The sequence below is a fragment of the Micropepsis pineolensis genome, assembly GCF_055392125.1.
Genome location: NZ_AP042408.1, coordinates 2256517 through 2272248, shown reverse-complemented (window position 1 = coordinate 2272248; position 15732 = coordinate 2256517). Strand labels below are relative to the sequence as shown.

Here is a 15732-nt window from a genome sequence, read left to right as displayed (position 1 = left end):
CGAAGATTTCCTGGCGTGCCACTCAGCAAATCCGGGGTAGCTGATCGCCGGACAGCCATGCAACCAGTCGCTCGCCCCCAATGCGGGTCCGCATGCGGACAAAGCGGCCATCACAAACGTCACCGATAATCCGGGCGTCGCGGCCCAGCTCATCTGTGTGCAGCGTGTTTAGGATGCGCTCTGCCGCTTCGGGGACAACGATGGCAATCAACTTACCTTCATTGGCGACATTCAGCGGATCCAGCCCAAGCAGCTCGCAAGCCCCTATAACTTCGGTACGCACAGGAATGGCAGCTTCGTTAAGACTGATGCCGACATTTGCTGCCACTGCAAATTCATTCAGCGTGGCCGCAACCCCACCGCGCGTCGGGTCGCGCAAGGCATGCACGCCATCGGGGGCCGCCATGACCATGCGTTCCACCAAACCATTCAGTGCGGCACTGTCTGACAAAATCGTGGTTTCAAAGCTGAGGCCCTGACGATGGGCCATGATGGCCACGCCATGATCGCCAATCGTGCCGGATACCAGCACCTTGTCGCCGGGGCGGATACGATGCACGCCCCAATCAAGGCCATTGGGTATCTGGCCCACACCGGCTGTATTGATGAATACGCCATCGCCTTTACCACGCTCGACCACCTTGGTATCGCCGGTAACGATCTGCACCCCGGCTTGGTTTGCCGCTTCGCCCATGGATCGCGCGATTTGCCATAAATCATCGCACGGAAAACCTTCTTCAATAATGAAACCAGCGGTAAGCCACAAAGGTTTAGCCCCACCCATGGCAAGATCATTGACGGTACCGTGCACCGCGAGCGAGCCGATGTCGCCGCCGGGAAAAAATAGCGGTTGCACAACAAAGCTGTCGGTCGTCAGTGCTATGCGCCCGGTCGGTGCGGGTAAAATAGCCTGATCTTCACCGCGTGCCAGAATGCTGTTGGAAAAGGCGGGTTTAAAAATCGTTGCGATCATATCCGCCATGGCACGCCCACCGGCCCCATGGCGCATGTCGATATATTTTCCGATATTTGACTGCGCTTTATCAAAGGTCATTATGCTGCCACCGTGCGAAACCGACCATAGGTATAGTGTGCGGCACAAGCCCCTTCGGCTGAAACCATGCAGGCACCGCGTGGTGTTTCGGGTGTGCAGGCACGGCCAAACAGTTTGCATTCTTCCGGCCGCTTTTGTCCGCGCAAAATTTCCGGGCAGGCACAGGATTTGGTTTCTTCTGCCGGAATATAGGCAACAGCAAAGCGTTTTTCGGCATCAAGGTCGCTAAACGCCGGTGCCAGCTGTAAGGCACTTTTGTCAATCCATCCCAGTCCTCGCCATTCAAAACGGTCACGCAACGTGAAGACTTCGGTCATCAGTTTTTGCGCTTTGAGGTTCCCCGCAGGCGTAACCGCACGGATATATTGATTTTCTACATCAGCACGATTTTCATTGATCTGACGGATCAGCATCAGAACGGATTGCAGAACATCAATCGGTTCAAACCCGGCTACAACAATAGGGCGCTGGCACGCGGTAGCTAGGGGTTCATAAGGTCTGGTGCCGATCACGACCGAGACATGCGATGGACCAATCAGGCCATCAACATTGACCTTGTTATCGCCCGCCGATGTGAAAATACCGGCAATGGCCGCCGGGGTCAGAACATGGTTGACGAAGACGGTGAAATTCTTCAACCGTCGCGCCACCGCACTTTTGACCGCCAGTGCGGTAGGCGGTGTGGTGGTCTCAAAACCAATAGCGAAGAAAATAACCTGTTTGGCCGGGTTATCTTCGGCAATCGTCAGGGCGTCGGTGGTGGAATAGACCATGCGAATATCCGCACCGGCCGCCTTGGCCTTGATCAGGCTGCTGCCCTGCGCCCCCGGCACCCGCACCATATCGGCATAGCTGCACAAAATAACATCGGGCAATTGCGCCATGCGGATGGCCATGTCGAGCCGCCCGGTCGGCAGCACACAGACCGGGCAGCCGGGGCCATGTACCATCACCACATTGGGCGGTAAAAGATCCTGCAGGCCATAACGATATATGGCATGGGTGTGCCCGCCACAAAATTCCATCAGTCGGTAGTGGCGTTCCGGGCAGGCTTCGCGGGCGATGGCCATTGCCAACCGTCTGGCCTGCTGTGGATCGCGATATTCATCAATATGCTTCATGCCGGTGCCCCCATCCGTTCAATGGCGGCAAGGGTGCGCCGTGCCTCAGCCTCGTCAATGCGTGATAAGGCATAGCCGACATGAACCAGGACATAATCGCCCACCGTAACCTCGTCCAGCAGCGCGGTGGAAACGGTTTTGCGAATGCCGCCAATGGTCACGAGGGCGCAATCATTGTCCTCTATGCTCAGCACTTCAGCCGGTATGGCCAGACACATCTTCCCCTCCCATCTGCGCGGCGGCTAGGCGGGCGCGGGCGACGACGGCTTGCCCCAGTGACAGGCCTCCATCGTTGCACGGGGCCTGACGCGCCATCAGAACATGCATTCCACGCGCAATTAACTGATCCCGCAAGGTATTCGTCAGAATGCGGTTTAAGAAACAGCCCCCCGCCAGCGCAACCGTTGCCCCCATTGGTGCTGTGCGCGCCAGCATTTCTGTCAGGCCCGCCGCCAGTGTGCCGTGGACCAGCGCGGCCCCTTCCTGCGCCGGGCAGCCCTGAGCCAGATGGGTCAGCAGCGGCATGAGGTCGAGCAGGCAGAGGCCGGATGTTTCCCGTAAGGCAAACCCATCGGGTAATACGCGCGGCTCTGCCGCCAACGCTTCAAGCCGCATAGCGGCTTCCGATTCAAAGCGATTGACACTGCAAAGGCCCAGCAGGGCCGCTGCGGTATCGAATAAACGCCCGGCGCTGCTGGTTGCCTGGGTTATGGCACCTTGTTGCAGCATCCGTTCCAGTGCGGGGGCTTGCGGCTGATCGGGGAACCGTGCGGTGACAGACTGACCAAGCTGCACCAGCACCGCCGCCGCCATTCGCCAGGGCGCGCGGGCTGCCGCATCACCGCCGGGTTCCAACAGAGGATTAAGGCTGCCAAGACGCCGGAAACGTGCACCGTGATACGCCAAAACTTCACCGCCCCAGGCGCGCACGGCACAATCTGCTGGCCCCAAACCAAAACCATCCAGTGTGATGGCAAGGCAATCCTCAACCCCATTTTCGGCGGCCACAGCCGCCGCATGGGCGTGATGATGCTGCACGGCAATGGCGGGGCAGTGGTATTGCCTGGCCAGACGCTGCGCCAATTGTGTGGTGGCAAAATCCGGGTGCAGGTCATGCGCCACGGCCTGTGGCTGCGCCCCGGTGCGGGCGATCAGGCCGTGCACGGCATCTTCCAGGGCATCAACCGCTGCGGGCGTATCCATATCGCCGATATGGGCCGACAAATGGCCAAGCCGGCCTTTTGCCACGCAGGCGGTAACTTTAAGCTGGCCACCAAGGGCAAGCACGTCTGGCCCGTCTGTCGGCAGCGCAATGGGGGTTGGAACGCTGCCACGGGAACGGCGCACATAGGCCGGGCTACATATCATGCGCATCACACTGTCGTCGGCACGATTGGCAATGCGCCGGTTATGCGTGACCACCAGATCTGCAACAGAACTCAGAATGTCGACGGCGGCCTGATCCTCGGTCAATACCGGGGCGCCGGACAGATTGCCACTGGTCATCACCAACGCGGTAAGACCACGCACTGCCGCCTGTCGTAACAGCAGAACATGCAGCATGCTGGACGGCAGCATAATCCCGACGCTGGACAAACCGGAGGATACCGATGGTGCCAGCGTGCCGGGTATCGCATCAACAATGACAATCGGCCGTTCCGGCGCGGCGAGTAGTGCCGCTTCTTCCTCGCTTAAAGTGGCAAAACAGCGTGCGGTTTCGCGTGTTGCCACCATTACGGCAAAGGGCTTGGCCTCGCGCCCCTTATGGTGACGCAGGCGCAGCGCCGTCGCTTCGTTCGTTGCATCACAAGCCAGATGGTAGCCGCCCAGGCCTTTGAGGGCGACAATGCCGCCACCGGCCAGCACAGCGACCATCGTCGCGATGCTATGTGATATATGCGGGCCACATTGCGGGCAGGCGATAGCCTCGGCATGAAAGCGGCGTGAAGCCGGATCGTGATATTCCGCCGCACATTCCGGGCAGAGCGGAAAATCTGCCATGGTGGTGCGGGCGCGGTCATAGGGCAGGCTTTCAACAATTGTCAGGCGCGGGCCACAATCGGTGCAGGTGGTGAAGGGATAAAGATAGCGGCGGTTGGCCGGATCAAGCACCTCGCCCATGCAGGCGGGGCAGGGCGCGACATCAGGCGGCACCAAGGCCCCATCGGCCACCGTATCGCTTTGCATTACGGCAAATGTCTTTTCGTTTGTGTTTACCGGCAGTGCCGTTATCACAATGGCATCAATCCGGGCGAGCGGTGGCGCTTCGCTGTGGCAGGCTGCGGCAAATGCTGCAAGTGCCGCTGCCGGGCCTTCAATTTCAACCCATACGCCATCGGCCCCATTGCGCACAAAACCGCTTAAGCCCAGCCGGATTGCCAGTCGGTAGAGAAACGGTCGAAACCCCACCGCCTGCACCACACCAGTAATGTGCAGCTGTTGCCGCGCCAGGGTTTGCTGTGCCACCATTTGGGTGGGGCGGTCATTCATGCTGCTGCATCGCGCATAGCGCGGGCGGCTTTAAGCCACTGCAGCCAGTTGTCAACGCCGTCCCCTGTTTTAACCGATAGCACCATGCTGGCAATGCGCGGGTTGACCTTGCGGGCGTTACCCAGCAGCGTATCGACATTGCAGTCCAGATACGGCAGCAGATCTGCTTTCGATACAATGACCAGGTCAGCGGTTGCAAAGATGTGGGGGTATTTGAGCGGTTTATCTTCCCCTTCGGTTACCGAGACGATGACGACACGCAGGGCCTCGCCCAGGTCAAAGCCTGCCGGGCAAACCAGATTGCCGACATTTTCGATGAACAGAAAGCCGTCAGAAAAATCGTTTAAGTGATCGCTGGCATGTTCAACCATTTGAGCATCAAGATGACAGCCCCGCCCGGTATTAATCTGAAAAGCCGGATGTCCGGTTTCCCGGATGCGAGCCGCGTCGACCGAGGTTTCCTGATCGCCCTCAATAACCGCAGCCGCGCCCTTGATCCGGCGCAAAGTCTCAACCAGCAGACTGGTTTTACCTGCGCCCGGACTGGAAACGAGGTTTAGGGCAAAAGTATGCTGTGCAGTAAACCGGGCGCGGTTTTTGGCAGCCACTGCGGCATTGCGGGAAAGAATATCCTCCTCTATGGCGATCAGGCGTGCCGGGCTTGTCACCTCAAGCGCGCCATCTGTGTCATGGGCATGGTCGTGATGGTGGTGATGGCCATCCCCATGATGGTGCGAAGTCGCGCTATTTGCCGAACAACCACAGGTGCTGCACATCAGACAACCTCCATATCTTTGACACGCATTTCATCCCCGCTCTGGATCATAAGTTTATAACCGCCGCAGGTCGGGCAGGGGGTGCCCCGCTCGGAAAGGGTGATGGCCTTCTGGCAATCCATGCACCAGGCGGTGCCGGATGGCTCGTCGATCAGAAGTTCCGCCCCTTCCGCCGGGGTTCCGGCCGCTGCCGGGACAAAGCTGAATCGTAACGCCACCGGGTCGATGCAGGAAAGCGCACCGATTTCAATGCGTATGCGGCGGGCATAGGAAAAACCGTGTTTGGCTTGCGCACTGCGTACAATATCGACAATGCCCTGACAGAGCGAGATTTCATGCATCGCTTGCCTCCACAATGCGGATATCGGTTTCGGCGCAGGGGTCGAGTAAGGCAATCCGCGCATTGACGGTGCGTAAAAGTGCGCTACCGTCAAGGCCGACAAGAATGCGTTCTAATGTTCCCCCCGCCGCCATAATCCGGCTTGTCGGGGTAATCACGGCATAGTCGCGGATGCGATCCATCGAGACGCTGGCGGTGTGAATAAGAAGCCCGCGCGAGGTTTGCACAATGCCATTTTCGCCCCACCATTCGGCTTTCGGCGGTGCACCATCCATCAATGCCAAAAGACTGTTCAGTGTGTTTTCCGGCTCCTGCGTGGCACCACCAATCAGATCAGATAAGAAATGCCCGTTTCCCGTATCTGACTGGTTGACCGCTTCCGTCATGACTTGCACAAGTGTGGCTTTTTCGGTTTTTGCCAATATTTCGCTTATGCCGATCTGTGCGGCTTTGCGTGGGATATTGGGCAACAGCAGATGTTTTAACGCAACGATCAGTGCCGGACGCTCCACCAATCCCAATGCATGGGGCCAATCAATCGCCAGTCGCCACAAGCCATTTATCAGGCGTTCGCTTAAAACCGCATGGGCACGTTGCCGCTTAGCGGTTTCATCCGGCTTGTCCTTGGTTGCCTGCTCAATGGCACCCAATGCTGCGGCGCGATGTGCCGCAGCACAAACGCCAAATACATTAGATAAAACGGTCGGAACATCTTCATAGGGCATGCCAATGGCAAGAAACTGTGGGTTTATCATTCCCGTTGGTAAGATTTTGGCCGCAACGATACGCCCATCACGCAGACTGATATGGATTTCATATTTGTTATCGCCGTTGCGGGATGGGCTCATGGTATTGCTCTTCCAAGCAAGGCTCTGCGGGTTAGCAGATTGTTTTTTGCAAGAGGTGGGTGCGCAGGCGGCTCAAAAAGAGCGATCAAGGCTTTTTCTGCGGCTTCGCAGGCGTCCAAATGGTTTGAAAAACTTAGCATGGATGAAAATAATGGGCAGGTTTCAACCGCCCCAACACCATCAAGATGGCCCGTAATAAAGTCATAATCGCCAGAGGGGTAATGGCGCGTTACCGTCTCACCATCCGGCAAGGTTCGTTGTGCAGGCGGTAACACGCGAAGAAGCATCATGCCCCACGGTGTAACCGCAATGCCTGTGCAGGCATTGTCATCTGCACAGAAGCCAACTGCACAAAAACCAATAGCAGTATTATAAAAAGAAAAATCCCGCATAGTGCTATCTGCTGCACGATAGGCAGAACAGACACGGCCTGCAGTAGCGTCATCACGGTTTAACGGAAAAAAATCACCGGATTTTGTTTTTGAATGGTTTAGCGTCAATATTTCCCCCCGTAACGAAACGACCAGAGCAAAACCCTGCCGTTAAATGTCGGCAATCCTATCGGCAAAACGACGGGCAGAATCCTCAAAATCTTCGCGTGCGGCCTGTGCTGCGGTGGGGACATCGCCAACTTCCACCGTGTTTAAAATGATTTTTCCTTCGGAATTATAATATTGTACGGTCCAGACATGTCGCACTTCAGTAGAGGAAATCATGCAGGCCCCGTAATTTTTTGTTCGTATGGCCAGCGGTGCTTTACCGAGTGACTGGATGACCAATGCCATATCCTCAGCCGTCATCGGTAACAGGGTGAAATTGATGACGTGATTGGCGCAGCCTGTATGCCATGCTTTTGCATGCGCCATTACCTCGGCAAGAACAGACGGTGCGTTCATAATGCCTTCACTGGGCACCGTTCGCCGTGAAGCGGGTTCGGTGCTGCAGGCGAGGTTTATCGTCCGTACGATGCGTGGTATGGCACCGATTTCCAGATGTTCTTCACGTATTTCGTTGGTATCGCTGCGCGTTATGCTGTGCCACACACCGGGATAAATCGTTTCGGTAATCTCTGTGGCACCATCTGCACCAGCCAGAATGATGACTTCCCCTTTGCCAAGATGTTCTGCCAATAATTTTCGATCTGAAGTATGTAAATGCATGCAACTGACGATGGTGCTGTCGTCTTGTGGCGTAGTGCACTGTAATGCCGAAAGAATATCTGCTTCAACGCAGTGTAAAGCGGTTGTATTTGCGGTAGCGGTTAGTGTCATGGCGCATCCTCTGGATGGTTTGGTGGTATCAGATGCGCGGGCAACTGTGGTTCACGGCCGATCAGATCGGAAAAATACTCTTCAAACGGCTCTCCTCTTGCAACCGCAACCACGGCCCTGAGCGCACGGGTAATCGTTGCGGCATCTTCTGGCGTCAATATCCGGATGGCACGGTTTTGATGTACCAGCAGCCAGTCGCCCTGTCGCAACCCATTATCAATTAATGCGGTGTTGACGCTCAGGCTTTCGCCATCAGCTGCGCAAATCGCCTGATAGGGTGATACGGTCATCACTTGCATGGGTACGCCAAGGCACATGGTCTAATCCCTTATTCCGACAACACGCGCATCACCGCTGCGGCAGGCAAGGCTGGCTGATGGTCTGCCCGCTTCATAGGCAGCAAGCCGCAATGCCGGTGCAACCAGACCAGGGTCCGTGCCTGCTTGCCTGGGTGTGACGGCGATCCCCCAGCGTGTAAGCTCCCCCCGCGCAAGTTCAACAGCTTCGCCCACTCTGGCCCTTACCTTATCTGACAAGCTGCCGCCGTAATCCTCCAGCACCACGGGTTGCACCCCGATCAGGCTGATCTTTTGTGGTGCGGCGCCAAGCAGCCCCGCCAGAGCCAGCACGTCGTGCATGCTGGTTTGGTGCAGGCTGACCGCATGACTGCCGATGAAGGTGGCAATCTCACCATCGCGCTTAAGCGACAGTTCCCCGGGCTCACCATGAAAATCGACGGCATCAAGGATTAGCAGCCGTTTATGGGCGGTCAGGATAGGCAGCAATGCCAAACCTTGTGTGCCGCCATCAAGCAAGGTGACGTCTTCTGGCAAGGTGTATTTTTCCGCCAGATGTTCAAGCGTCCGCACACCAAAGCCTTCATCCGCCCACAGAATATTTCCGACGCCTAAAATCAACGTATCGGCAGTTGCTGTGTTCATATTATTTGCCTATTTCGTTGCGGAAATAGCGCCAACCCGACGTCATGACCGATATCATCGACTGCAGGCTCATCACCTCCTCGCGCAGGGCGGTGTAGATGTGAATAATCACGAAGGTGACAATGACCCACATGCCGCAATGGTGCCAGGTATGCAGCTGCATGGAACCACCGAACAGCCAGAACGCCGCGCGGGTGAGGGTGTAGAGCGAACTTTTGACACCGAGCCCCTCGGCATAGAGCGCCAGCCCGGTGAAGATCATGAAGATTATCGGCAGCACAAGCAGAAAAACCATAGACAGATGGGCGAGAGGATTATGCCCGATATATTTGCGGGGCCATTTGGTCAGAAACAGATACCATTTAAGTTCGTAAAACAGCTCTTTGAACCAGTTTCTGTCAAAAGCCGGTAAGGTGAAAATCTGTCGGGCATAGAAGTTGCCGTAAAAGGCCCAGAAGATACGGGCCAGAAACGCCACAACCAGCAGAAGCCCGGCAGTGAAATGGGCAAAGCGGATATAACCGAACAAAAAGTGCCCCGAAGCCTCGCCAGTCAGGCTGGGTGGTGGGCTACCAATGAAATAGCCGGTCAGGGCAAGCACCGTGATGCAGCCCGCATTGATCCAGTGCCAATAACGCAGCGGTGGATCATAGACATAGATGGCGTCATGCGGTGTGCCGATGGGGCCGTCCACCGCCGCATAATCCTTCGCGTCGCTGTGAGGGCCGCGTGTGTCGCTCATTTTATCCCTCCTAGCGGATGGTGACGTTTGCCAGTTCGCGCTGATCGTCACTCATGACATGCGTCGAACAGGCCAGACACGGGTCGAAGGAATGGATTGTCCGCAGAATTTCCAGCGGTTGCGTCGGGTCGGCCATCGGCGTGTTCATTAACGAGGCTTCAAAAGCACCGATATTGCCACTGGGATCCCGCGGGCCACCGTTCCAGGTGGTCGGAACAACGCATTGATAGGAGGCGATTTTGCCTGCTTCAATCTTGATCCAATGTCCAAGGGCCCCGCGTGGCGCTTCGGTGAAGCCAACCCCCTGTGCTTTGGCGGGCCAGCTTTCGGGTTCCCACTTCGTCATATTCGCCGTGACGGAATCGCCTGCTTTGATGTTTGTAATCAGTTTGTCGAAGAAATAGCGCATTTTACGTGCCGCCCACTGGCTTTCCAGCGCCCGGGCGGCAGTGCGGCCCAGAGTGGAAAACAGCGCCGATACCGGCAGATCAAGTTGTTTCAGCGTCGCTTCGACCGGTTCCTTGAATTCGGGAATGCCCTTGGCGTAACCAATAACCCAGCGTGCCAGCGGCCCCACCTCCATGGCGTGGCCCTTCCAGCGCGGTGCCTTGATCCAGGAATATTTCGCCGCTTCGTCAAGCGCCTCAATATTGGTCTTACTGCCTTTGGCGTTAGGGCCAAGCTCGAAATGTGGTTCGGTAATGCCGTCGAATGGGTGCAGCCCCTTGGCTTCATTGGGGTAGGCGTACCAGGAGTGGGTGACGAATTCCTGGATTTCATTGGGATCGCGCAGATTGACGTCATGCACTTCGTTCAGATTGCCATTGATGATGGCACCGCGCGGCAGCATGAGGTTCTTGGTGGTATAGTCGTTGGCGTGATCGGGAATATCGCCATAGGACAGCACCGCCTTGCCCGACAGCCCTCCGCCATAAAGCCAGTCCTTATAGAAGGAAGCAATGGCGAGAAGGTCCGGGATATAGACCTGATCGACGAAAGCATTGATCTGGTCAATGATGGTGGAGACCAGATTGAGCCGTTCCATATTGATGGTGGCCGATGCGCCGACATCATTGAGGTTGATCGGGCAGGGCACCCCGCCGACCAGCCAGTTGGGATGCGGGTTTTTGCCCCCGAACACAGTATGGATCTTGACGATCTCTTTCTGGAAGTCGAGTGCCTCGAGATAATGCGCCACCGCCATTAGATTGGCTTCCGGCGGTAGTTTGTAGGCCTTGTGGCCCCAATAGGCGTTGCGGAAGGGACCAAGTTGCCCGGAACTGACAAATGCCTTCAGTCGCGCCTGAATATCACGGAAATATCCCGGTGATGATAACGGCCAGGACGAGATGGATTGCGCCAGTGTCGATGTTGCCTTGGGATCGGCTTTTAGTGCCGAGACAACATCGACCCAGTCCAGTGCATGAAGGTGATAGAAATGGACAAGGTGATCGTGAACCTGCAACGTCAGCTGCATCAGATTGCGGATAGTATTGGCATTCTCCGGGATCTGAATGCCGAGGGCATTTTCGACTGTACGCACGGATGTGAGGGCGTGGGTGCCGGTGCACACGCCACAGATCCGCTCGGTAAAGGCCCAGGCGTCGCGCGGATCGCGCCCGCGCAGGATTACTTCCAGCCCGCGCCACATCGTGCCGGTCGAGACGGCATTGCGGATAATGTTGTTGGCATCGACATTCACTTCGACGCGCATATGGCCTTCAATGCGGGTGACGGGATCGACGACAATGCGTTTGCCGCTGTTGTCGAGCGTAAAGCCGTTCGGCGTTTGTACGGTCATCTTGTTCTCCCTCACTCGGTCTTATCGCTGTCGGCAGGTTTGGGCTGTGGGGTATCCGGTGGTGTTTTGCGCAGGCGGCTCAGGGCCGAAATAACGGCATGGGTGGCCGCTGCGGCACCAACCACAACGGCAGCAGTGCCGCCGATTTCGTCGGCTGTCGCTTCAATACCGAATTGTGGAATATTCTGCAGGCGTTGATAGAACGGGCCATTATCCCAGAAATCGACCTCAGAACAGCCAAGACAGCCGTGGCCGCTTTGAATCGGGAAAGACACGCCATCATTCCAGCGCACCGTGGAGCAGGAATTGTAGGTCGTCGGTCCACGGCAGCCCATTTTATAAAGGCAATAGGCTTTTTTGGAATTTTCATCGTCGAATTTTTCAACAAATTGTCCGGCATCAAAATGCGGCCGGCGATAGCATTTGTCGTGAATCCGCTGGCCGTAGAACATCTTGGGTCGCTTCTGCGAGTCCAGTTCGGGCAGACGGCCGAAGGTGAGGATGTAGCTGATGACCCCGGTCATCACCTCGGCAATCGGCGGGCAACCGGGCACATTGATGATCGGCTTGTCGGTGATGACCTTGTGCACGGGGGTGGCGCCGGTCGGATTGGGGCGGGCTGATTGCACGCAGCCCCACGAGGCGCAGGAACCCCAGGCAATCACGGCCATGGCATCCTTACAGACCTCTTTCAATTGCTCGACAAAGGGGCGACCACCGATGATGCAATACATGCCATCTTCATTCAGTGGCGGATTGCCTTCGACTGCGACAATGTAATTGCCTTTATATTTCGCGGTAATTTCACTTAAGATGGCTTCGGCCTGGGTGCCTGCGGCGGCCATCAGCGTGTCGTCATAATCCAGCGAGATCATCGACAGCACGACATCCTTGGCAAGCGGGTGGGCCGACCGGATGAAGCTTTCCGAGCAGCAGGTGCATTCCAGCCCATGCACCCACAGCACAGGAATGCGTGGCTTGGTTTCCATGGCATGGGCAATGTCGGCGGCATAGGACGGGGATAACCCAAGCGATGCGGCCGTCATGGCACAGAATGCATTGAAGGCACGTCGGGAAATTCCCTGACGCCGAATGACATCATAGAATGTTTCGGTGGTGCTATCGGTGCTGTTTTTTGGCCGGTCAGTCAGCTCGATGTCTGTGGGGCCCACGGTCATAGGCATATCTCCTCGCACGGAACAGTTTTATGCAGCATGGCTGCGCCTCGACGCATTGAAGTGGGGCTCTGCCTCATGCCGTGGAGCGGCCTAGCGTGTTCAGAGCAATGCACTTCGACACCACACATAACGGGCATTTTCACCGCACCGGTTATGTGTTTGCACTCAACACAAAACGAAAACTGCTACGCGGTAAGCACGTAAAATCGTAACGCTTAATCAGATTTGCGATTTAGGATTCCATTGGCAATCGCGGATTTTTCAGAGGTGTACCGCATACCAATCTGGGTAATGGCCCAGATGGCGGCAAATAAACCGGCGATGGCAAACCCAGCCCAACCCATGTATCGGCCGATTGTTTCGGCCCATTGCCCCATCTGCCCGGTGAGGGCCAGTTTGTCCTGCAGCAATTGAGCCAGTTCGATGCCGCCGACGGCGAAGGCCGTGGCCACAGAAAGAGACGTGACAATCGCGTTGTAGGTCAGTTTCCAGACCGGGGTTGCAATGCGTGGGGTATAGGTGCTGACCATCAGCACACTGTCGATGGAATCGACCAGCGCCATTCCGGCAGCAAATAGCAGCGGAAAGACCATAATCGACAGCAGCGGCAGGCCTTTGGTTGCCTCTGCCGCCGACATGCCGATCAGGCCGATTTCGGTTGCCGTATCGAAGCCAAGCCCGAACAGCAGCCCGATGAAATAGACGTGCCAGCTTTTGCCGACCCGTGCGAAAACCCGCCGGAACAGGCTGGCCAGCAGGCCGCGCCCCGTCACCAGCTGTTCAAGTTGATCTTCGGCATAGACCGCGCCGCGCCGCACCTTGGTCAGCGCCCGGAGTACCCCGGTGAGAATGGCGGCATTGCTGATACCAATGGCAAACAGCAGCCCGGCAGAGATCAGCGTGCCAGCGACTTCACCGATATGGGCAAAGGCAACGTAGTTGGTGTGGATCGCCAGGCTGGCACAGGTGGCAACGACGGCAGAAAGCAGAAAGACCACCGTCGAATGGCCCAAGGAAAAGTAGAGACCGATGCAGATGGGGCGCTGCCCGCCAGCAACCAGCTTGCGAATGGTGTTGTCGATGGCGGCGATATGGTCGGCGTCAAAGGCGTGCCTGAGGCCGAAGCTATAGGCGATCAGGGCTGTGCCCAGCAGCAGCGGGAAGCGGTGAAAGGCAGCAACTGCGATGGCCCACACTATAAGATTGATAAGTGTTAACCATAATAAAAGTTGGTATCCGGCCAAATGCCACCGGGTGGATGCGTCTGCCTTTCCGGCGGAAAGGTCGGCACTGTGCATTTGGCCCCCATATGATTCTTACCTGTATAGGTTGAACACTACCATTGTTTCTCCAGTGCGTATCCTGGAAAAATCAAGAAACGTAAAGCCCGTCTGGGTGTGGTGAGGGCGCGGGAAGGTGGTTGCAATCTATCGTTCGGGCAGGGTTTGTTACCGATGTAATAGGTCAGTGTAGTCCCGAAAAGGAACGCAGTGCCAACGGCTCTTTGTCCGCGCGGAAGTTGGTATGCCTATGCGTCAGGCAGAAATTTCGTCTGGGTGAAGACCGCCGAATAACGATTTAATTTTGTTTGGAATTAATGGTGCCCAGGGGCGGAATCGAACCACCGACACGAGGATTTTCAATCCTCTGCTCTACCGACTGAGCTACCTGGGCCCCGGCGGCTGATTCAGCCGCGTTGAGGTGGCGTCTTTTAGGCAAGTCGGGAGCGCATGTCCAGCGCCCCCGACAACTTTTTTTAACTTAATTCCGGCTGCGGATTTTTGCTTAATGGATATCCAGTTCGAGCCCGATCAGGGTAATGGTCAGTCCGCCTTTTCCGGAAAGCGAGCCGCGCAGGGCGTTTCCTGCGTCTGCAGCATTCAGATTGATGGTGGCGCGGCCATTGAACATGCGCGTGTAGCTGAGGTTGAGATCGACATGTTCGTTCCAGCGATAGCCCGCGCCAAAGGTCAGCCAGATTCGGCTTGAGTCCGGGATGCCGGGAATCCGCGTGGCAGTGTGGGTGGGCGAAGCGTCATAGGCGGTGCCCATCCGCAAGGTCCAATCTTCGTCTGCCTTATATTCCGCACCAATCGCGCCATACCAGCTCGGCTTCCAGTCCATGGCGGTATAGTCGCTGCCTTGCACGGTGTTGTCCGCCTCGGCCAGAATGCTTTGAACTGAATACCAGCCGGTCCAGTCGGTGCTGGCCATCAGGCTGAGGCGGGGATCGACATCCCATTTGATGCTGGCCATCGCCACCGCCGGGGTATCGATTCTGGCATGAACGCCCGTGGTCGAAAACATGGTGGTTTCGGCTTTGAGATAGGCACCGACCCCGGCACCATCCAGGGTGAAATGCTCGGTCCCCGCCAATGTCTGGGCAATGCGCGAACGATAGGACAGTCCGATGGTCAGATCCGGACGCGGCTTCCAGCTGGCCCCCAGAATATAGCCAAAGCCCCAGTCGTTGGCCTTCAGTACGACGAAGCCGTCGTCCTTTCCCGGGCTGGTGCCAAAGCCATATTCGTACCCCAGGGTGCCGAAATCGATGGCTTTGGACAGATAGCCCTTCATGAATTGCACCTGCAGCCCGCCGCCGACCGACAGTTCGGGGCTGATCTGATAGGCGGTCATCACGGTGGTGTTGCGGGTCTGGATTTCGCTCTTGATCGCGTAATAGCGCCCGACCCAGTTGTCGTTATATTTCGACAGCATGCCCCAAGGCATGGTGAAGTGAACGCCTACGGTCCATTGATCGGTCAGGCGCAGGCGAAATGCGGTCGCCGGGACCGCGTGCTGGTGACAAAGCCGGTGGGAGTGGCATCTCCGCTGACGGCGGTTCCGGCGGCGGTGGTGGCGCGGTAATCGCCATCGGTATCGGTCAGGATGCCGGTTGCGGATACCGAGCTGTCACTGCTGACTACGCCGGACAGCAAGGCCGGATTATAGAATATGGCCGAGGCATGTTCGCCATTGGCCGCTGCCCCGGCATAGGCCGTGCCCAGGGCGGCAGGGCTGAACTCGCGCAAGGCAAAACCTGTAGCGTTTGCAGCCGTGCCAAACAGCAATGGCGTAAAAAAAAGAGCCGGAATAGCTCTGTTCATGCGTTTCCCCATATTAGATGCCCTGGATGGGGAAACTACCTTGACTTGTCCTTTAAGTCTAAC

Annotated in this window: 17 protein-coding genes and 1 tRNA gene; all 18 read right to left on the bottom strand. The window is 56.8% G+C overall.

Annotated features, from left to right (window positions below):
* Positions 1-22 precede the first annotated feature (22 nt).
* The 18 genes from hypE to ACZ5RI_RS10045 all read right to left on the bottom strand — a co-directional run bounded on the left by hypE (position 23) and on the right by ACZ5RI_RS10045 (position 15669).
* Positions 23-1054 carry a hydrogenase expression/formation protein HypE gene (gene hypE / locus ACZ5RI_RS10130; RefSeq protein ID WP_464512352.1) on the bottom strand — a complete coding sequence of 344 codons (1032 nt, stop codon included), beginning with the start codon at positions 1052-1054 and terminating at the stop codon, positions 23-25.
* Positions 1054-2175: a hydrogenase formation protein HypD gene (gene hypD, locus ACZ5RI_RS10125; RefSeq protein ID WP_464512348.1), complete on the bottom strand. Its 1122-nt coding sequence runs from the start codon at positions 2173-2175 to the stop codon at positions 1054-1056. The genes hypE and hypD overlap by 1 nt, the downstream gene beginning before the upstream one ends.
* Entirely contained in the window at positions 2172-2393 is a 222-nt protein-coding gene (locus ACZ5RI_RS10120; protein ID WP_464512344.1) for a HypC/HybG/HupF family hydrogenase formation chaperone, read from the bottom strand. Before ACZ5RI_RS10120 ends, hypD begins: the two co-directional genes overlap by 4 nt.
* Entirely contained in the window at positions 2371-4665 is a 2295-nt protein-coding gene (gene hypF, locus ACZ5RI_RS10115) for a carbamoyltransferase HypF (RefSeq protein WP_464512340.1), read from the bottom strand. Before hypF ends, ACZ5RI_RS10120 begins: the two co-directional genes overlap by 23 nt.
* A complete protein-coding gene (gene hypB / locus ACZ5RI_RS10110) occupies positions 4662-5441 on the bottom strand; it encodes a hydrogenase nickel incorporation protein HypB (RefSeq protein ID WP_464512336.1) in 780 nt (259 codons plus the stop codon). The genes hypF and hypB overlap by 4 nt, the downstream gene beginning before the upstream one ends.
* Positions 5441-5782, bottom strand: a complete 342-nt coding sequence (hypA, locus tag ACZ5RI_RS10105; RefSeq protein ID WP_464512331.1) for a hydrogenase maturation nickel metallochaperone HypA — start codon at positions 5780-5782, stop codon at positions 5441-5443. The genes hypB and hypA overlap by 1 nt, the downstream gene beginning before the upstream one ends.
* The gene (locus tag ACZ5RI_RS10100; protein WP_464512327.1) at positions 5775-6629 is read right to left on the bottom strand and encodes a hypothetical protein; all 855 of its coding nucleotides are present in this window, start codon (positions 6627-6629) and stop codon (positions 5775-5777) included. The genes hypA and ACZ5RI_RS10100 overlap by 8 nt, the downstream gene beginning before the upstream one ends.
* Positions 6626-7129 (bottom strand): [NiFe]-hydrogenase assembly chaperone HybE, encoded by a 504-nt coding sequence (hybE, locus tag ACZ5RI_RS10095; RefSeq protein WP_464512322.1) that lies wholly within the window; start codon positions 7127-7129, stop codon positions 6626-6628. Before hybE ends, ACZ5RI_RS10100 begins: the two co-directional genes overlap by 4 nt.
* Positions 7130-7171: 42 nt before the next feature.
* Positions 7172-7900: a hydrogenase expression/formation protein gene (locus ACZ5RI_RS10090; RefSeq protein ID WP_464512317.1), complete on the bottom strand. Its 729-nt coding sequence runs from the start codon at positions 7898-7900 to the stop codon at positions 7172-7174.
* Positions 7897-8199 carry a HypC/HybG/HupF family hydrogenase formation chaperone gene (locus ACZ5RI_RS10085; RefSeq protein WP_464512312.1) on the bottom strand — a complete coding sequence of 101 codons (303 nt, stop codon included), beginning with the start codon at positions 8197-8199 and terminating at the stop codon, positions 7897-7899. The genes ACZ5RI_RS10090 and ACZ5RI_RS10085 overlap by 4 nt, the downstream gene beginning before the upstream one ends.
* Positions 8200-8220: 21 nt before the next feature.
* Entirely contained in the window at positions 8221-8841 is a 621-nt protein-coding gene (locus ACZ5RI_RS10080; protein ID WP_464512308.1) for a HyaD/HybD family hydrogenase maturation endopeptidase, read from the bottom strand.
* Position 8842: 1 nt separating this feature from the next.
* Complete coding sequence (cybH, locus tag ACZ5RI_RS10075) at positions 8843-9583, bottom strand: Ni/Fe-hydrogenase, b-type cytochrome subunit (protein ID WP_464512304.1); 741 nt, start codon at positions 9581-9583, stop codon at positions 8843-8845.
* Positions 9584-9593: 10 nt separating this feature from the next.
* Positions 9594-11384, bottom strand: coding sequence for a nickel-dependent hydrogenase large subunit (locus tag ACZ5RI_RS10070; protein ID WP_464512299.1), 1791 nt, complete (start codon positions 11382-11384; stop codon positions 9594-9596).
* 11 nt (positions 11385-11395) lie between these two features.
* Positions 11396-12562 (bottom strand): hydrogenase small subunit, encoded by a 1167-nt coding sequence (locus ACZ5RI_RS10065; RefSeq protein ID WP_464512295.1) that lies wholly within the window; start codon positions 12560-12562, stop codon positions 11396-11398.
* Between the two features lie 215 nt (positions 12563-12777).
* Positions 12778-13758, bottom strand: a complete 981-nt coding sequence (locus ACZ5RI_RS10060; protein ID WP_464512292.1) for a HoxN/HupN/NixA family nickel/cobalt transporter — start codon at positions 13756-13758, stop codon at positions 12778-12780.
* Positions 13759-14160: 402 nt separating this feature from the next.
* Positions 14161-14236 (bottom strand) — tRNA-Phe (locus ACZ5RI_RS10055).
* A gap of 111 nt (positions 14237-14347) precedes the next feature.
* Positions 14348-15328: an OmpP1/FadL family transporter gene (locus ACZ5RI_RS10050; RefSeq protein ID WP_464515584.1), complete on the bottom strand. Its 981-nt coding sequence runs from the start codon at positions 15326-15328 to the stop codon at positions 14348-14350.
* Positions 15325-15669 carry an outer membrane protein transport protein gene (locus tag ACZ5RI_RS10045; protein WP_464512289.1) on the bottom strand — a complete coding sequence of 115 codons (345 nt, stop codon included), beginning with the start codon at positions 15667-15669 and terminating at the stop codon, positions 15325-15327. The genes ACZ5RI_RS10050 and ACZ5RI_RS10045 overlap by 4 nt, the downstream gene beginning before the upstream one ends.
* Positions 15670-15732: the final 63 nt, after the last annotated feature.

Bases quoted from the DNA above. Each gene is read 5' to 3' on its own strand.
- ACZ5RI_RS10120 (WP_464512344.1), bottom strand. From the start codon at position 2,393: ATGTGTCTGGCCATACCGGCTGAAGTGCTGAGCATAGAGGACAATGAT.
- hypF (WP_464512340.1), bottom strand. From the start codon at position 4,665: ATGAATGACCGCCCCACCCAAATGGTGGCACAGCAAACCCTGGCGCGG.
- ACZ5RI_RS10085 (WP_464512312.1), bottom strand. From the start codon at position 8,199: ATGCAAGTGATGACCGTATCACCCTATCAGGCGATTTGCGCAGCTGAT.
- hypE (WP_464512352.1), bottom strand. From the start codon at position 1,054: ATGACCTTTGATAAAGCGCAGTCAAATATCGGAAAATATATCGACATG.
- cybH (WP_464512304.1), bottom strand. From the start codon at position 9,583: ATGAGCGACACACGCGGCCCTCACAGCGACGCGAAGGATTATGCGGCG.
- ACZ5RI_RS10065 (WP_464512295.1), bottom strand. From the start codon at position 12,562: ATGACCGTGGGCCCCACAGACATCGAGCTGACTGACCGGCCAAAAAAC.
- ACZ5RI_RS10090 (WP_464512317.1), bottom strand. From the start codon at position 7,900: ATGACACTAACCGCTACCGCAAATACAACCGCTTTACACTGCGTTGAA.
- hypA (WP_464512331.1), bottom strand. From the start codon at position 5,782: ATGCATGAAATCTCGCTCTGTCAGGGCATTGTCGATATTGTACGCAGT.
- ACZ5RI_RS10080 (WP_464512308.1), bottom strand. From the start codon at position 8,841: ATGAACACAGCAACTGCCGATACGTTGATTTTAGGCGTCGGAAATATT.
- hypB (WP_464512336.1), bottom strand. From the start codon at position 5,441: ATGTGCAGCACCTGTGGTTGTTCGGCAAATAGCGCGACTTCGCACCAT.
- ACZ5RI_RS10070 (WP_464512299.1), bottom strand. From the start codon at position 11,384: ATGACCGTACAAACGCCGAACGGCTTTACGCTCGACAACAGCGGCAAA.
- ACZ5RI_RS10045 (WP_464512289.1), bottom strand. From the start codon at position 15,669: ATGAACAGAGCTATTCCGGCTCTTTTTTTTACGCCATTGCTGTTTGGC.
- hypD (WP_464512348.1), bottom strand. From the start codon at position 2,175: ATGAAGCATATTGATGAATATCGCGATCCACAGCAGGCCAGACGGTTG.
- ACZ5RI_RS10100 (WP_464512327.1), bottom strand. From the start codon at position 6,629: ATGAGCCCATCCCGCAACGGCGATAACAAATATGAAATCCATATCAGT.